Annotated in this window: 15 protein-coding genes; 10 read left to right on the plus strand and 5 right to left on the minus strand. The window is 61.8% G+C overall.

The annotated features are described in order from the left end of the window. Positions 1-390 precede the first annotated feature (390 nt). Complete coding sequence (locus tag V7M64_RS09615) at positions 391-639, minus strand: hypothetical protein (RefSeq protein ID WP_333678897.1); 249 nt, start codon at positions 637-639, stop codon at positions 391-393. A 293-nt stretch (positions 640-932) separates the two neighbouring features. After that, positions 933-2,978 (minus strand): transketolase, encoded by a 2,046-nt coding sequence (gene tkt / locus V7M64_RS09620; protein ID WP_333678899.1) that lies wholly within the window; start codon positions 2,976-2,978, stop codon positions 933-935. A gap of 490 nt (positions 2,979-3,468) precedes the next feature. On the opposite strand from tkt, the gene V7M64_RS09625 reads away from it, so the two are divergent. The 8 genes from V7M64_RS09625 to V7M64_RS09660 all read left to right on the plus strand — a co-directional run bounded on the left by V7M64_RS09625 (position 3,469) and on the right by V7M64_RS09660 (position 13,398). After that, entirely contained in the window at positions 3,469-4,962 is a 1,494-nt protein-coding gene (locus tag V7M64_RS09625; RefSeq protein ID WP_333678946.1) for an efflux transporter outer membrane subunit, read from the plus strand. After that, complete coding sequence (locus tag V7M64_RS09630; protein WP_333678901.1) at positions 4,959-6,281, plus strand: HlyD family efflux transporter periplasmic adaptor subunit; 1,323 nt, start codon at positions 4,959-4,961, stop codon at positions 6,279-6,281. The genes V7M64_RS09625 and V7M64_RS09630 overlap by 4 nt, the downstream gene beginning before the upstream one ends. Positions 6,282-6,368: 87 nt before the next feature. After that, positions 6,369-7,901 carry a DHA2 family efflux MFS transporter permease subunit gene (locus tag V7M64_RS09635; protein ID WP_333678903.1) on the plus strand — a complete coding sequence of 511 codons (1,533 nt, stop codon included), beginning with the start codon at positions 6,369-6,371 and terminating at the stop codon, positions 7,899-7,901. A gap of 108 nt (positions 7,902-8,009) precedes the next feature. Next, positions 8,010-8,402: a response regulator gene (locus V7M64_RS09640; protein ID WP_333678904.1), complete on the plus strand. Its 393-nt coding sequence runs from the start codon at positions 8,010-8,012 to the stop codon at positions 8,400-8,402. 73 nt (positions 8,403-8,475) lie between these two features. Beyond that, positions 8,476-9,375 (plus strand): Ku protein, encoded by a 900-nt coding sequence (locus tag V7M64_RS09645; RefSeq protein WP_333678905.1) that lies wholly within the window; start codon positions 8,476-8,478, stop codon positions 9,373-9,375. Between the two features lie 204 nt (positions 9,376-9,579). Then, a complete protein-coding gene (locus V7M64_RS09650; protein ID WP_333678907.1) occupies positions 9,580-10,443 on the plus strand; it encodes a DUF72 domain-containing protein in 864 nt (287 codons plus the stop codon). 138 nt (positions 10,444-10,581) lie between these two features. Continuing rightward, the gene (gene ligD, locus V7M64_RS09655) at positions 10,582-13,161 is read left to right on the plus strand and encodes a DNA ligase D (RefSeq protein ID WP_333678908.1); all 2,580 of its coding nucleotides are present in this window, start codon (positions 10,582-10,584) and stop codon (positions 13,159-13,161) included. Between the two features lie 30 nt (positions 13,162-13,191). Then, the gene (locus tag V7M64_RS09660) at positions 13,192-13,398 is read left to right on the plus strand and encodes a hypothetical protein (protein WP_333678909.1); all 207 of its coding nucleotides are present in this window, start codon (positions 13,192-13,194) and stop codon (positions 13,396-13,398) included. Between the two features lie 381 nt (positions 13,399-13,779). Here the strand turns inward: V7M64_RS09660 and V7M64_RS09665 are convergent, their stop codons facing one another. Both V7M64_RS09665 and V7M64_RS09670 read right to left on the minus strand, forming a co-directional pair. Then, positions 13,780-14,295, minus strand: coding sequence for a DUF6496 domain-containing protein (locus V7M64_RS09665; RefSeq protein WP_333678911.1), 516 nt, complete (start codon positions 14,293-14,295; stop codon positions 13,780-13,782). Positions 14,296-14,368: 73 nt separating this feature from the next. Then, a complete protein-coding gene (locus tag V7M64_RS09670) occupies positions 14,369-14,845 on the minus strand; it encodes a YetF domain-containing protein (RefSeq protein WP_333678913.1) in 477 nt (158 codons plus the stop codon). 196 nt (positions 14,846-15,041) lie between these two features. Between V7M64_RS09670 and V7M64_RS09675 the strand changes: the two genes are divergently transcribed. Continuing rightward, a complete protein-coding gene (locus V7M64_RS09675) occupies positions 15,042-15,263 on the plus strand; it encodes a hypothetical protein (protein WP_333678914.1) in 222 nt (73 codons plus the stop codon). 99 nt (positions 15,264-15,362) lie between these two features. On the opposite strand, the gene V7M64_RS09680 is transcribed toward V7M64_RS09675, so the two are convergent. Further along, positions 15,363-15,899: a DUF4142 domain-containing protein gene (locus V7M64_RS09680; RefSeq protein ID WP_333678915.1), complete on the minus strand. Its 537-nt coding sequence runs from the start codon at positions 15,897-15,899 to the stop codon at positions 15,363-15,365. A 190-nt stretch (positions 15,900-16,089) separates the two neighbouring features. On the opposite strand from V7M64_RS09680, the gene V7M64_RS09685 reads away from it, so the two are divergent. Then, on the plus strand, positions 16,090-16,593 hold the full coding sequence (locus V7M64_RS09685) for a hypothetical protein (protein ID WP_333678917.1): 504 nt from the start codon (positions 16,090-16,092) through the stop codon (positions 16,591-16,593). Positions 16,594-16,600: the final 7 nt, after the last annotated feature.

The following is a 16,600-nucleotide window of genomic DNA, read 5'->3' on the forward strand; positions in this document are numbered from 1 at the left end:
AGAACGCTGATCTTGAATGCACGCCCGTACATGGCGGGCGGAAACAAGGTGAAAATTTTCGGCTTGCGACGTGAGTGATGCGAAGCTAGCAAAAGGGTTGCGGGGAGATGCGTGGGCTGGGATGAAAATCCCAGCTTCATTTTCGGCGTTTCACGCTGGGATTTCATCCCAGCTACGCGGCTAACAACTCTCACCCGTCATCCCCGCGAAGGCTGGAATCCAGTGAAATACATCGTGCGCAGCACACGAAAACCTTTATATCGTGTGCTGCACACATCACTTTTAACTGGATTCCGGCCTCCGCCGGAATGGCAAGCACCCTATCTATCGCAGATAAAGGGTGCCGATGCCTCTCGCCCTCAAGCGAGAGCAAGTGTTGCCCGGCTGTTACTAATGCCCCGCCGTCGACGGCGTCGCCGGTGCTGCCGGCGAGGGTGCGGTGCCGGTCGTGGCCGGCGGCATGGCAGCGGTATGCGCGGGTGCCGGTGTGACAGGTGTCGCCGCGGGGCTATTGGCGGTGGAAGTGGTCGCCGGCGCATTGCCGTTGGGGTTGCTATTGCCGTTGTCACCATTGTTGCCGCAACCGGCGAGGGCAAGTCCCAGACAGGTGGCAGCCAGAGCAAGTGTCGTGCGATTCATGAGATTTTCTCCTGACGTGACATGGAAATTTTCGCGTCGAGCCAAGTGGATCTGTAATCGTGCATCGCCGGATCAACTGCATCTCATTAGACGATTACAAGCCGCACCTTGATCCCCTTGTATGCAAGATTTCGTGGAGTAATTGTCAAGGTCCTGTTTCAAAAACCGAATAAAACCCGACAATCGCCCGCTTGCCCCTGAAAAGCGGGGCTTTCGTGAATGAAGCCTCAGCGCATCGGTTTCCTCCTTCTGGCAGCTGGGCAGCCAACGCAAATCCGGCGGCTGCCTCGCCCTCACATCAGCAACGACCGGGCCAGCGTGCATACCCGGTCCACCGTAAACCCGTATTCCCGTACCACTCTTTCGCCCGGCGCCGAAGCGCCGAAACGGTTCACGCCCAGCATGGCGCCACGCGGCCCGATGTATTTGTCCCAGCCTTGCGGCACACCCATTTCCACCGCCAGGCGTGCTTCGATCGAGGGTGGCAGCACCTTGTCACGCTCGCTCTGCGGCAAGGCTTCGAACAGTTCATGGCTGGGCATGGATACGCAGCGCACGGGGATGCCCTCCTCGCCGAGGCGGCTGGCCGCAGCCAGGATCAACGGCACTTCCGAGCCGCTGGCGATCAGGATCAAGGCAGGCTGCCCCTGCGGTGGATCGGCCAGCACATAAGCACCCTGCCGCAGGCCGTCGGCGGGGGCGTAGCGGCTGCGATCGAGCGTGGGCAATTTTTGCCGGCTCAACGCCAGCAGCACCGGACGGTTGCGCGTTTCCACCGCAACTTTCCATGCCACCGCCGTTTCATTGGCATCCGCCGGACGAATGACGATTGCCTCCGGTATCGCGCGCAATGCGGCAAGCTGTTCCACCGGCTGGTGGGTTGGGCCGTCTTCGCCCAGCGCAAGGCTGTCATGCGTGAACACGTGCACCAGGTGCAAGCCCATCAACGCGGCCAGGCGGATCGGCGGGCGCATGTAGTCGGAAAAAGTGAGAAACGTCGCGCCGTACGGAATGAAGCCGCCATGCGCCGCAAGACCATTCACGATCGCGCCCATCGCATGTTCGCGCACGCCGAAATGAATGTTGCGGCCGGTGTAATCGCCATGCTCGATGGCCGCTTCGCGCTCGCCGGTTTCGCCGGTACGCGGCGGGCGGAAATCGCCGAATTTGCTCAAGGCGGTCTTGGTGGAAGGGTCAAGATCGGCCGAACCGCCTACCAGCGCGGGCAACCGCGGCGCCAGCGCATTCATCACCTTGCCGGACGATTCGCGCGTGGCCAGCCCCTTTTCGTCCGGCGGGAAGATGGGGACATCCGCATCCCAACCTTCCGGCAAACCATCGCGCAAGCGCGTGTCGAGCTCGCGGTACAGATCGGGATAGTGGTTCTGGTAATCCGTGAGCAGTTGCGTCCATGCATCGTCCTGTTCATGGCCGCGCGCAGGCTGCTTGCGCATGTGTGCGAACACGTCATCCGGCACCAGGAATTCCGGCTCCAGTGGCCAGCCGAGTTTTTCCTTGGTTTTACGCACGTTCTCTTCGCCAAGCGCCGAACCATGCGCTTTGTAGCTGTCCTGTTCGGGCGAACCAAAACCGATGTGGGTGCGCACGCGAATCAACGAAGGACGGGCCACCTCGCGGCGCGCCTGGCTGATTGCCATGTCGATGGCGTGCAGATCATTGCCATCTTCCACCGTGGCGGTGTGCCAGCCATAGGCCTGGAAGCGCTGCACGCGATTTTCTGAAAAAGTAATCTCCGTGCTGCCGGCGAGGGTGACGCTGTTGTCGTCATAAAGAACGATCAGCCGCCCCAATTTCAAATGGCCGGCAAGCGAAGCCACCTCCGATGCCACACCTTCCATCAGGTCGCCATCGCTGGCGAGCGCGTAGGTGTAGTGATCGAACAGCCGGTACGCATCGCGGTTGTAGCGCGCTGCCAGCTGCGCTTCGGCAATCGCCATGCCGACCGCATTGCCGAAGCCCTGCCCGAGCGGTCCGGTGGTCACTTCCACGCCGGGCGTCACGCCGCGTTCCGGATGCCCGGGTGTCTTGCTGCCCCATTGGCGGAACTGGCGAAGATCATCCAGGGTGATGCCATAGCCGCTCAAGAACAGCAGCGCATACAGCAGCGCCGAGCCGTGTCCGGCCGACAGCACGAAGCGGTCGCGGTCGGGCCAATGCGGATTGAGCGGGTTGTGCTTGAGATGGCGGTCCCACAACACGTACGCCATGGGCGCGGCACCCAACGGCAGGCCAGGGTGTCCGCTGTCGGCTTTTTGCACCATGTCGACGGCGAGAAAACGAATCGCGTCGATGCACTTTTGATCGAGATCGGGAGACATGGGTCGGAATCGGGCGAACGCGGTTCAGGTGCTGCCGGCCGCCTTGCAGGCCTCGTGCCCGCAACTACATTGCGTGCTTTCGGCACGCAGCTTGTCTGCCTGGCTACAGTGGTCGCTGCAATATTCGCCCAGCTGCGCCACCTTGCACTGGCACGGCCCATAGGCACATTTGTGATCGATCTCCATGCGGATGTCGCCTCTGGTCTGAAGAGCACAGGATGCTTTGAACGCGCACCATGCAATGGCGCTGGTTTGCCTGGAGTGAAGATGGGATCGTCGTGATGGCGACACGCGCGCCAGGGTTCATGCGAGCGTACGCGCATCCCAGCGACGATGCAGGGCTGCACGGCGTGTCGCATCAGCGTGAACAGCTTCCGTCACACGCTGACCACGCGAACGGATGCTACTTTGCGCCCCTGCAACACCAGTCCGCATGAGCACGCCGCCGCATCTATTACTGATGGTGACAGGTATTGGCACAACACAACGGATGTGCCGCCCCTTATGGCAAGGAGGCCTCGTTCTTCTCGGTGTTTCGTTGATCGCCGCGTGTGCGCCGGCTGCGCGGCCGCCGCAGTTTGCACCGCGTCAGCGAGTGCCTTTGACAGGCACACCCACCGGCACGGCGAGCTGGCCCGAGGATCAATGGTGGAAGCGCTACCACGATCCGCAACTCGATCGCCTGATGGCGCTCGCCCTCCGCGACTCGCCCGATCTGCAGCAAGCGCAAGCGCGCTATACCGCTGCGGAGCGCGCCGTCGCTACGCAAAAAGCGCAACTCAACCCGCAAGTGCGCGGTTTCGTCAGCGGCGCTCATGCCTACAGCAAGGTCGTCACCCATGCGAACCCGGGCAACGGCAGCAGCGGCGCGCAAGGCATCAACCTCAATCCCAGACACAGCTGGGCCAACGACGGCCTCGCCGCCGCGCGGTTCACCTGGGACCTGGACCTATGGGGCAAGCAGAAAGATGCGGTGGCGCAGGCGATCGGCCAGGCCAATGCCGCCAAGGCCGAACGCGCCATGGCAGCCAACTCGCTGCACTACAACGTCGCGCGCACGTATTTCGATTGGCAAAGCCAGCAGGCTCGACTGCAGCTGGCCAGGCAGGCAGCGCAGGATGCATCGGCCTATCGCAACCTGGTGGCGATGCGCGTGCACGCCGGGCTGGACGATCCACAAGTGCTCGACCAGGCCGATGCGCAACTGGCGGCGCAGCGGCGCGAGATCGCCGCGCTGCAAGGCATGAGTTCGCTCGACCTGGTGCAACTGGCAGCCGTGGCCGGTGTCTCCGCGCAGGAACTCGGCACGCTGCAAGCACACGCACTACCGGCTCCCGATACCAGCGTGCCGCCCTATGCCGGCCTGGAACTGATCGCGCGACGGCCGGATATCGTCGCCAACCGCTGGCAGATCGAATCCTCCATCAAGGGCATAGACGCCGCACGCGCCGCCTACTATCCGGACGTCAGCTTGCTGGCGCTGGGCGCTTATCTGCGCATGTATCCCAATCTCGGCTCCGGCACGCGCGCGAATATCGGGCTCGGCAATGTAGGCGCTTCCGTGAACCTGCCGATCTTCAGTGGCGGACGCTTGAAGGCGCAGCTGGAAAGCCGCCAGGCGGAACTGGACAGCGCCGTTGCCACTTACAACAGCACCGTCGTGCAGGCCGCGCGCGACGTCGCGCAGCAGATCGCCACCATGCAGCAATTGCAGGCGGAACAGACCCAGACCGATCGCCAGTTCACCGACGTCAGCGCGCAAAACCAGCGCGCGGACCGGCGCCGCCGGCAAGGCCTGGATGACGACCGCAGGTGGCTCAGCCTGCAGATGCAACTGGCGCAGCAGCGCGATGCGCAAGTGCAAGTAAGCAGCCAGCTGCTGACCGCCAACCTCGCGCTGATCTACGCCCTCGGCGGCGGTTACCGCGACACAAACATACCCGCCCTTCCCTCCGGCCCGACCGCACAGGATGCCTCGCGATGAGCCCGGCGCAAGACAACGAACACAACGACGAAAACCCCGGCGAATACCGGTACCGCTACAAGTACCTGTACAAGTACGGCGACGACAAGGACGAGCCAAAGAGCGACGAGGACAAGCAAAAGGAAGAAGAAAACAAAAAGAAGGAACAGGACAAGCAAAAAGATCAGGACGCCGAGCAACAGCGCAAGAAGAAGCGCAAGCGCATCATCGTGATGAGCATCATTGCCGACGTGTTCGTGCTGGCCGGCCTGGTCTGGCTGCTGCTCTACATCTTCGTCTTCAGCCAGCGGGAAAAAACCGACGATGCCTACGTGCGCGGCAACATGGTCACCATCTCGCCGCGCGTGCCGGGCACCGTGGTGGAAATCGCCGTCGACGAGACCCAACGGGTGCGTGCGGGCCAAGTACTGATCCGCCTCGATCCGGCCGATGCGCAAGTCACCCTGATGAGCGCCGAAGGGCAACTTGCCCAGGCCGTACGCAACGCACAGCAGGCCATCGAGCAAGCAGCCGAAGCGGACGCCGCCGTGACGCAGCGGCGCGCACAGTACGAAACGGAGCGCGACGATTACCAGCGCCGTTTTCCGTTGATCAGCGCGCATGCGGTGTCCAAGGAAGAAGCCTATAACGCAGGCCGCCAGATGCGTGCCGCGTACGCTGCGCTTCAACAGGCCGAACACCAGGCCGCCGCCGCGCACGCGCTAGTCGACGGCACCGATGTACGCAGTTTCCCTGCCGTGGTGCAGGCACGCGCGCAGTTCCGCAATGCGTGGATCAACAACAATCGCGACGCCATCGTCTCGCCGATCGACGGCATTGCGTCACGCCGCCAGGTGCAGGTCGGCCAGCGCGTGCAACCGGGCCAGGACCTGCTCACCATCGTGCCGCTGACCGATCTGTGGGTGGACGCGAACTTCAAGGAAACCCAGCTGCAGAACATCCGCATCGGCCAGCCGGTAACGATCACCACCGATACCTATTCGCACGCGACGTACCACGGCAAGGTGGTGGGCTTCAACGCCGGCACCGGCAGCGCGTTCTCCCTGCTGCCCGCGGAAAACGCCACCGGCAACTGGATCAAGGTCGTGCAGCGCCTGCCGGTGCGCATCTCGCTCGATCCGAAGGAACTCCAGCAGCATCCGCTCATGATCGGCCTGTCCACCGACGTCAAGGTGGATACGCACAACCGCCAAGGCACGATGCTGCAAACGCAGGTGCGCAGCAAGCCGTTGATGAGTACCGATGTGTACGAACGCGAGGTGCGCGATGCGGATGAGAAAGCGGAGCAGATCATTTTGAAGAATACGGTGGAGCCGTGAGCGTCAACCTTTATGCCTGCGGGACACGGCTCACCCCCCTGCGCGCAGTAGAGCCTGCCCCGGGCTTGCTCCGTGACAGGCATGCCCATGGCTGACGACACCAAGCCACCTTTTGCCGGCGGCATGCTCGTGCTGCTTACCGCCGGCGTGGCGCTCGCCACCTTCATGGAAGTGCTGGACATTTCCATCGTCAACGTGGCCGTCTACACCATCTCCGGCAATCTCGGCGTCAGCCGCGTCGAGGGCACCATGGCGATCAGCGCCTATTCGATGGCCAGCGCGGTGATGCAACCGCTCACCGGTTCCATCGCGCGGCGCTTCGGCGAAGTGCGCACCTTTGGCGCGTCCGTGCTGTTGTTCGTGGTGTTTTCCTCGCTGTGCGGCCTGTCGCGCAGCATGACGATGCTGATCGTGTTCCGCCTGTGCCAGGGCGCGGTATCCGGACCGATGGTGCCGCTGTCGCAAACGCTGCTGCTCAACAACTATCCGCCCCAGAAGCGCGCGATCGCCCTGGCGCTATGGGCGATGGTGGTGGTGGTGGCGCCCATCTTCGGCCCGATCATGGGTGGCTGGATCACCGACAACTACAACTGGTCGTGGATCTTCTTCATCAATATTCCCGTGGGTGCGTTCGCCTTGCTGATCACCTGGTCGTTGCTGCGCAAGCGCGAGAGCAAGACCTCGGTGGTGAAAGTGGACGGCCTCGGCTTGTTCCTACTGGCGGTCGGCGTGGGCTGCCTGCAGTTCATGCTGGACAACGGCAACGACTACGACTGGTTCTCCTCCAACATCATCCTGACCCTGGCGCTGATTGCCGGCGTGTGCCTGACGTTCCTGATTGCCTGGGAACTGATGCATGATCATCCCATCGTCGATCTCTATCTCTTCAAGCGGCGCAATTTTGCGGTAGGCGTGGTGTGCCTGTTCACGGGCATGTTCGCCTTCTTCGGCGGTACGGTGGTGCTGCCCAACTGGGTGCAGGAGGTGATGTCGTATACCGCCACCTGGGCCGGTTTCGTAGTGGCGCCGGTGGGCATCCCGGCCATTTTCATGTCGCCGCTGGTGGGCCGGTATCAGCACAAGTTCGACATGCGCCTGATCATTACCTGCGGCTTTGCGATCTTTGCCGCGTGCTCGTTCTGGATGGCGCATTTCAATGCGGATGCCAGTTACTTCAAGCTGGTGCTGCCGCGCATGGTGATGGGTTGCGGCATCGCGTTGTTCTTTGTCCCGGTCAACCAGGTCATCCTCTCCGGCCTGCCGCCGGAAAAAGTCGCGAGCGCTTCGGGCCTGTCCAACTTCTTCCGCACCATTGCAATGAGCGTCGCCACCGCGGCCAGTACCACGCTATATGCCCATCGCGGCATTTACCACCATGCCAGGCTTGCCGAACATACCCACATGGACGCGCGCGCCACCAGCGAATGGCTGAGCCGGCTCCAGCAACTGGGCCTGCCGGACAGGGCGACCTATGCCGCGCTGAACCAGCTCGTGAACAAGCAAGCCAGCACATTGGCGATCAACGACGTGTTCTGGGGCTTCAGCCTGATTTTCGGCTTTGCCATGGTCGCCATCTGGTTTGCAAAGCCGCCGTTCGAAACCACTGCCAAGGCAGGTTGATGACGGTGGCTGACACATCGGCGACATGTTTCTTTCACGCCCGGGTCATCTTGCAAGTGAATGATCGCGGATGGGGAATACAGGGTCGCCGTGCATGTGGAGAAGTAGATGCACGTGCTCGTCGTGGAAGATGACCTGGACACCAGAGATCTTCTTCAGCACGCATTGAAGAAGGAAGGTCATGAGGTGCTGCAAGCCTCGGGCGTCTGCGAAGCTCTGCGTCTTTCCTGCATGCATCCGGATATCGACGTGGTGGTGCTGGACATGCATCTGTGCCCCCGCCAGGTGATCGAGGACGCCACCCGGGAAATCCGCCAGCACCTGCACAATGGCCACTATGTGCTGGCTTCCGGCGACTGGGATACGCTCGAACCCCGCTGCCGCGAACAGCAGGACACGACCGTGCTGCGCAAACCTTACGGCAAGCAGGAACTGCTGCGTGCCATCGGATGTTGCATCGCCCGGCTCAGCCTTGGCGCCGGCTATGAACCCAACGCTTGAACCCCGGCGCGTTGGCGCCGGCATCACACGCGATCCGGAATAAAGAGCGCATCCCCGCAAGAGGGAGGCCGTCATGGCACGTCCCATCTGGACCGGAAACCTGACCTTTGGACTGCTCAACGTACCCGTTTCGCTGATGTCCGGCGAACGCGGCATCGACCTGCATTTCCGCATGCTGGATAGCCGCAACAAGGCGCCGGTGCGTTACGAGCGCGTCAATGCGGAAACCGGCGAGGAAGTGCCGTGGAAGGAAATCGTCAAGGCATTCGAATACAAGAAAGGCAACTACGTGGTGCTGGAACCTGCGGACATCAAATCGGCGGCTTCCGAGAACCGCGAATCGGTGGAAGTGGAAGCCTTCGTCGACGCCGCCGACATCGGCGCGGAGTATTTCGAGAAGCCTTACATCCTCGTCCCCGGCAAGAAGGCCGAGAAAGGCTACGTGCTATTGCGCGAAACCTTGAAGCGCACCGGCAAGATCGGCATCGCCCGCGTGGTGATCCGCACGCGCGAATACCTTTCCGCGGTGATCCCGCGCGAGCATGCATTGATGCTGGTGCTGATGCGCTTCCAGCAGGAACTGGTCGACGTCGAGGAGTTTTCCATCCCCAGCGAAGACATCAAGAGCTACCGCATCAGCGAACGGGAACTGTCGATGGCCGAGCAGCTGATCGAATCGATGACCAGCGGGTGGGCGCCCGCCGAATACAAGGACGAATTCCGCGACCGGCTGCGCCAGGTGATCGAGCGGCGCATGAAGGCCAAGGGCGCCCTGACCGAAATCGAAGAGCCGGCCGAAGAGGAAGCCGAGGCTACCACCAATGTGGTGGACTTCATGGCGTTGCTGAAGAAGAGCATCGATACCAAGAAGCGGACACCGGCGAAGGTGGAGGCGAAGCCGAAATCGCCGGGGCGTGCGGCGAAGAAAGGCAAGGCGACGAAGAAGCGTAGTTCGCGGCGCAAGGCGAGTTGACATTCAGCATGGCGCACATATCGCCGTACGTCGTTCCGGCGAAGGCCGGACGCAGCGCGAAGCGCGGAGAACATCCGAAAAATGGCCCCGAAGGGCTGTGCGAAGCGCTCGACATTAAAGATACTGTGTGCTTCGCACAGCGTATTTAAACTGGATTCCAGCCTTCGCCGGAATGACGGGAAATAATTGCTCGCGAGGTTCCACATGCCCAAAACCCGCATCGGCATCTCCGGCTGGCGCTACGCCCCATGGCGCGGCGTGTTCTACCCCGAAGACCTGCGCCAGCGCGACGAATTGCATTACGCCTCGCGCCAGTTCAACACCATCGAGATCAACGGCAGTTTCTATTCCCTGCAAAGCCCGTCCAACTACCAGCGCTGGTATGCAGAAACGCCACGCGGTTTCGTATTCGCGGTCAAGGCGCCGCGCTATGTCACGCATATCAAGCGCCTGAAGAACGCCGAACAAGGCGTGGCCAATTTCTTTGCCTCCGGCGTGCTGGCCTTGAAGGAGAAATTAGGCCCCATCCTGTGGCAGCTGCCGCCCAGCCTCCGCTACGACGAAGAAAAGCTGGAATCGTTTCTCCGGCAATTGCCGCGCAACAGCGAAAGCTTGGCCGAGATTGCACGGGAGCATGACGACACGGTCGAAAAAGTGATCGTGAAGGCCGATCGCAAGCGCGCCGTCAGGCACGCCATGGAAGTGCGCCATCCCAGCTTCGTCAATGAAAGTTTTATCGCCCAGCTGCGCCGCCACGACGTGGCGCTGGTGGTGGCCGACACCGCCGGCAAATGGCCATTCCTCGAAGACGTCACCGCCCGTTTCATGTACCTGCGGCTGCATGGCGACAAGGTGCTGTATGCCAGCGGCTACAGCAATGCCGCCTTGACCCGCTGGTGCAGGCACATCGACGCATGGCGCAAAGGCAGCGAACCGGAAGATGCCACGCGCTGCAGCGACGAAAAGCCGCGCAAGCGCACCGGCCGCGACGTGTATTGCTACTTCGACAACGACACCAAGGTCAAGGCGCCCTTCGATGCGCGCAAACTCGCCGAAAAACTCGCCTGACCTCCGTTGCCGGCATTCCCAGCCTGCGCCGCCCTGAACGCGATTCCGGCCCAACATCCTGGTCACATTCACTTGCCTTGTCGTTGACATATCCCGTTGCAAGGTCGTCCTTCAACGGGCCGCCGCGGCGAAGCAGATGTGAGCCTTTGGGAATATCAACGCAAGCGCAATTTTAAATCCACCAGGGAACCCAAGTCGGATACGGCCGTTCCCGAGGGCAGCCGTGCGCTGTTCGTCGTGCAGCTTCATCACGCCAGGCGCCGCCATTTCGATTTTCGCCTGCAAGTAGGCAATGCGTTGAAAAGCTGGGCCGTGCCAAAAGGGCCAAGCTACAACCCGCATACCAAGCGGCTTGCCGTGGAGGTGGAAGATCATCCGGTGGCTTATGCCGATTTCGAAGGCGAGATCGAGGAAGGCTACGGCAAAGGCCACGTCGATCAATTCGATCGCGGTGTGTGGTCCACCGACGGCGATCCGATGGCGCAATTGAAGAAAGGCCATCTGCGCTTCGAACTGTTCGGCACGCGCCTGAAGGGAGGCTGGCACCTCGTGCGCAGCGGGCGAAAAGAACGCCAGCAGCCCTGGTTCCTGATCAAGGACGACGATGCCTTCGCCAGCGACGTCGAAGCCGATGACCTGCTCGATACCAAGATGCGCGAAAGCACGCGCAAGGCGGCCAAGTCCGAAAGCGCGCGCATCGCCGCAAAGAAATCCACCGCACACGTGCGCAAGCCGCCGGCGGCACGCAAGCTCAGCAAAACTTCGTTGATCAACCAGGCGAAGGCCTTGCCGAACGCGAAGAAAGCCGCCGCCAGCGCGGAATTCTTTGCGCCTGCGCTGACACAGCTGCGGCTGGAACCTCCGGCTGGCGAGAACTGGATCCAAGAGGTGAAATGGGACGGCTACCGCATCCTTGCCACCATCGCCAAGGGCAAGGTGGCGCTGTGGTCGCGTAATGCGTTGCGCTGGGACGACAAGATTCCCGACATCCGGCAGGCGGTCGAATCACTGGGGCTCGATTCGGCGCGGCTTGATGGCGAACTGATCGCCACCGACAGCCGCGGCCGCAGCGATTTCAATGCCCTGCAGAAAACCCTCTCCGGCGAAGCACAACACCCGCTGGTTTACGTGCTGTTCGACCTGCCCTATTTCGAAGGCTACGACCTTGCGCGCACGCCACTGCTGGAGCGCAAGGCGCTGCTCGAACGCATGCTGGGCCACGGCCGTCGCCACCTGGCTTTCAGTTCCCACACGCAGGGCGACGGCGTGGAGGCCATGCAGCGTGCGATGGAATTCCAGCTGGAAGGGATCGTGTGCAAGCGCATCGATTCGGGCTATCACGCCGGACGCGGCGGCGACTGGATCAAGGTAAAGCGCCTTGAAGGCGACGAATTTGCGGTGGTCGGCTACACGCCACCGAAGGGCAGCCGCAACGGCTTTGGCTCCTTGTTGCTGGCCAGGCCCGATCCCGATCGTCGGGACGGCTGGCTGTTCGCCGGGCGCGTCGGCACCGGCTTCACCGACAAGTCGCTGGCACAGACCGCCGGATTGGTGACGAAGGACGCATCGCGCAAAACCCCGCCGAACCTGCGCAACATCGATCCGCTGTTGCGCGATGCCTGGTGGGTGCGACCGAGCCTGGTGGTCGAAGTGAATTACCGCGGCATCGGCAACAACAACCTGCTACGGCAACCGAGCCTGAAGACCTTGCGCATGGACAAGACACCGAACGATTTGCGAAATGCCGATCGCGCATCCTCCAAGACATCCAAGCCGGCGAAGAAAGCCCCGGCCAAGACCGCGCGCGCACGCTCCATTTCCAACGAAACCGGCACCAGCCTCGTCACTATCACGCATCCTGATCGGGTGGTATTTCCCAGCGACAACATCACCAAGCAGGACGTGGCCGACTACTACAGCAGCATCATGCGATGGTTCCTGCCGAGCGTACTGGAGCGTCCGCTATCCATCATCCGATGTCCGGAAGGCGCGGAAAAAACCTGTTTCTTCCAGAAACATCCGGTGCAAGGCCTGCATCGGGTGGGCTTTGTACGCCTGAAGGAAGAGAAAGGCTCGCAGGCCATCTACATCTACGTGAAAGATGCCAATTCGGTGATGGAACTGGTGCAATTCGGCACGCTGGAATTCCACCTGTGGGGCAGCATGGCCAACAACCCGGACAAGGCCAACCGCGTGGTGTTCGACCTGGACCCCGCGCCGAAAGTGGGCTGGGAACGCGTGGTCGCCGCGGCACGCCTGCTCAGGACATGGCTGGATCGCATCGGCCTGAAATCCTTCCTGCGCACCACCGGCGGCAAGGGCTTGCACGTGGTGGTGCCGCTCAATCCAGGCTGCCCATGGTCGCAGGTGAAGGATTTCTCGCATGCCGTCGCCAGCACCATGGCGAGCGCATATCCGGATGAATTCATCGACACCGCCAGCAAGGCAAAGCGCAGCGGCAAGATCTTCGTCGACTACCTGCGCAACAGCCGCGGCGCCACCAGCATCGCCAACTATTCGCTACGCGCCCGCACGGGCGCCCCCGTTGCCGTGCCGCTGCGCTGGGAAGAACTGGCGAAGATCGACCGTGGCGACGCTTTCAACATCCATACCCTTCCCAAGCGCCTGGCTCGATTGCGCAAGGATCCATGGGAGGGCATCGACACTATCGAGCAATCCTTGGACACGGCGCTCGAAACCCTGCACAACCAACAGTGACCCTGTTCCATCCATCCCGGAGAACCACTCATGACGACCACGCTTGAAAAATCCTTGAGGCGCGAAATCGACGTAGAAGGTCAACCCTACACGGTAGTGATGGATGCACAAGGATTGAAGATCACGCGTAAAGCCCACCGCCGGGGCATCGAGTTGAAGTGGGCCGACCTGATCAATGGCGATGCGGCAATGGCGGCGGCGTTGAATGCGTCGGTGGGAGATGAGCAAGGCAACTGAGCAGGCCGGTGAGTTGATCTCCCGCCGTCATTCCCGCGAAAGCGGGAATCCATTTTGCTCTGATGCATCCTTAAAATGGATTCCCGCTTTCGCGGGAATGACGGCCATAGAGCTTCTGGCACTTTTCGAGTTGCGGCATCGACAGACGACGCTAAGTGCTTGTGATCCATCATGTCGCCATGGATTCGCAAAACGCATGCCGGACAGCAGTGAGCTTTCGCTGGAATGACGTCGTTTTAGCTTTCCCGCAAGAACAGCGAAAAATTTCCCCGGACAGCAGTGCGCGAAAGCGGGAATCCATTCTGCTCGGACGCATCCTTAGCAATGGATTTCCGCTTTCACGGGAATGACGCCCATGGGTGGATGTCTATGGGTTGATGTCTACGCCCGCTTGCGCGTCCTCGCCGCCTTCTTCGCCGCCGCGGAACGACCACGCGCACCCTTCGTACGTGCAGCTTTCCTCGCCGCCGCCGACCGCGACGCGGAACTACGCTTGGACGCCGCCCGCTTGCCCTGCTTGGACAGCGCACGCTTGGATGCGGCGCCATGCCCCTCCCGGCGCAACGCACGCGATGATGCACTGGCGCGCTTGGCGCTTGAACGTTTTGTCGTGGCGCGTTTGCGCGACGCGGATTTTCCCGTGCTGGCGCGCTTGCGGCTTGACGCCTTTTTACTTGAGGCTTTCTTGGTGGACGATTTCTTCCGCGGCACCTTTACGCCGGCACGCCGCGCTTTGGAAAGTCCGATGGCAATAGCCTGTTGCGGCGAACGCGCACCATGCTTGCCTTTGCGTACATGTTCGATTTCTTCATGCACGTATTCGCCGGCCTGGGTACTGGGCGACTTGCCTTGGCGCTTGTCCCGGGCAGCTGCTTGCCGCGTCTTTTTCTCGGGCATGTCGTATCTCCGATGTGAGCAGGCACAACCAGCTTTACTCGCGCGTGCGTCGACACGCTGTCAAGGCAATGCGCTATTCCTGCTTGCGGATAAGCGTGATGCGTCCATTCGGTTCCAGCCTGGCGATGCTGATGCTCTTGGTGTCTTCAAGGCCCGCCGCATGCAAGGCGCGCCGAAACGCCGCCTTGGGCAGACAGACACGTTCCAGCGAGCCGGGCACCAGTTCGCCATCGTGCACCAGGATGGTGGGGCACCCTTCGACGAAACGATTCAACCAGGGCGAACGCGTGCATGCCCACGCCACCGCGCGATCCGTCGCAAGCATGGCTGCCACGGCGATCAGGCCGCCCTGGAACGAGCCGTCATGGCCCACGATGGAATTGCGCAAGACACCACCGACCAGCACCAGCACGATGATGTCGAAGGTGGACATGTCGCCGAACGAACGCTTGCCGACGATGCGCATCATGAACACCGCCGCGAGATAGGCGGCGACGCCGCGCCACACGAATTGCCACCACGGCATGGCCATATCAAATGCACTGCTCATGAAACAGACTCCTTCGCGGCTGTCCGACGGGCTATCACTATCTCCCTGCCGGTTGTGAAAAGCCGTCGAAACGTCGTGAACGCAGCCGGCAAGCAGCCGAGGCAACACTGAATATGCCATCACGGGGATTTCGTTCTCCGTGCACGCGAGCGCGCTCACAGTAGGCTCAACCGTTGCAGCCGGCGAGACAGCATCCATGAAACGCATTCCTACGACGCGGCATGCACCGTACCTCCATGCAGAAGTCCCCGAACCGGAACCCGGAAAACCACCGGCGCCTTCGCCCGGCATTCCGGAACCCGGACCCGAACCGCCGTTGCCCACGCCGGAGCGTCCGCCGCTGACCGATCCGGAACCACCGCCGATGCCGATCGGCGATCCGACCGGCGCGCCGCCGGTGCCGCAAGCGCTGATTTGAATAGCGTCGTGCCATGGAGTGCCATCTCGCGGCGCGGCCTATCTTTCGCCGAAATGACGGCGAGGGATGCCCCGACATCGTGATATTCACCCGCTACAACTACAACGCGTTCGCCATCGCCAAGTGGTGCTGCAGCGTTGGCAACGTCTGCGTCGCAAACGACTTCAGATCGCCATCCATTCCCGAGGTGGATTCGGCCTGGAATAACGCCACCGCATCGCGGTGGTCTTTCACCATCATCTGCGCATACGCGGTATCGAAATCCTTGCCATGCAGCGAACGCAGCCTGGCGAGGTTGTTCTGCTGTTCCGGCGTGGGTGACATCGAAACGGTATAGCCGTCTTTCTGCGCCACGCTTTTCAGCTCGTCGTTGGCTTTGCCGTGGTCGCGAATCATGGTGGCGGCGAACGATTTGACCTTGCTCGACTGTGCCTGGGCCTGCGCCAGGCGCGCCGCCATGACTTCCGTCTCGCCCGCGGCAGAGGCGGCCGTGACGAAGCGGACGTCCTGCGAAGTGTGCGCGCCAACGGCGCCAGTCGCCGGAGTGGATGCCTGCGAAGTGCCGCTCTGCGCCCAAGCGGGCGAACCCATCGACAGCATCAGCAACGGCACGAGGGAAAGTTTCAGCGGTGACATGTTGGCATCTCCAACGCTTGGGTCATCGCATAGTTAGCATCGATGGTGTGACTCGCATGTATCCCGGATGTATCGATCGAGCATACTTGCGCATGAGGCGGCGATTCATGCGGCGTTCGATGCCACCCTCACATGCAAATTATGTTCGACGTCCTACAGTACCGCGTAGTGAACGTCATGGAGCACAGTCATGACCGAACTTGTCGTTGCCTGCTTTGACACGCAATTCGATGCCAACGCCGCCGCCGAAAAATTGTTGTCCCGAGGACTTCGGCGCCAGCAAATCGTGCTGAGCGTCGACGAGAGCGTGGGACATTCACCTGCAAGTTCGAGTGCGCCGACCACGGTGGTATCGCAGGTCAGCCACACCGGACGAGTCGATACCAGCACGGGACGCGACAGATCGAACCGCAGCCTGTCGTCCGACCGCACGCCGTTGCAGCTGCCGGATCCCAGCCTGATCGGCCACTCCACGCTGGTGGTCGAGCTACGCGGCGAGATGTCGATGGACGAGGTGTGCGCGCTGCTTGATGGCGCCGGCGCCAGTTCCGTGCGTTCGCATGAACAGGGTCAGCGGCGGCGCGAAGATCCCGCGATGTGGCCTTCCGTGGGGCGCGGATCGCAAGAGGATGTGCAACGCGGCGTCGATGCGGCCAAGGGCGGTTCGGCGTTGGGCGCGCGCCGCTCTCGTTAGCGAGCCA

It is taken from the genome of Dyella sp. (assembly GCF_036746095.1).
Classification (GTDB): domain Bacteria; phylum Pseudomonadota; class Gammaproteobacteria; order Xanthomonadales; family Rhodanobacteraceae; genus Dyella_B.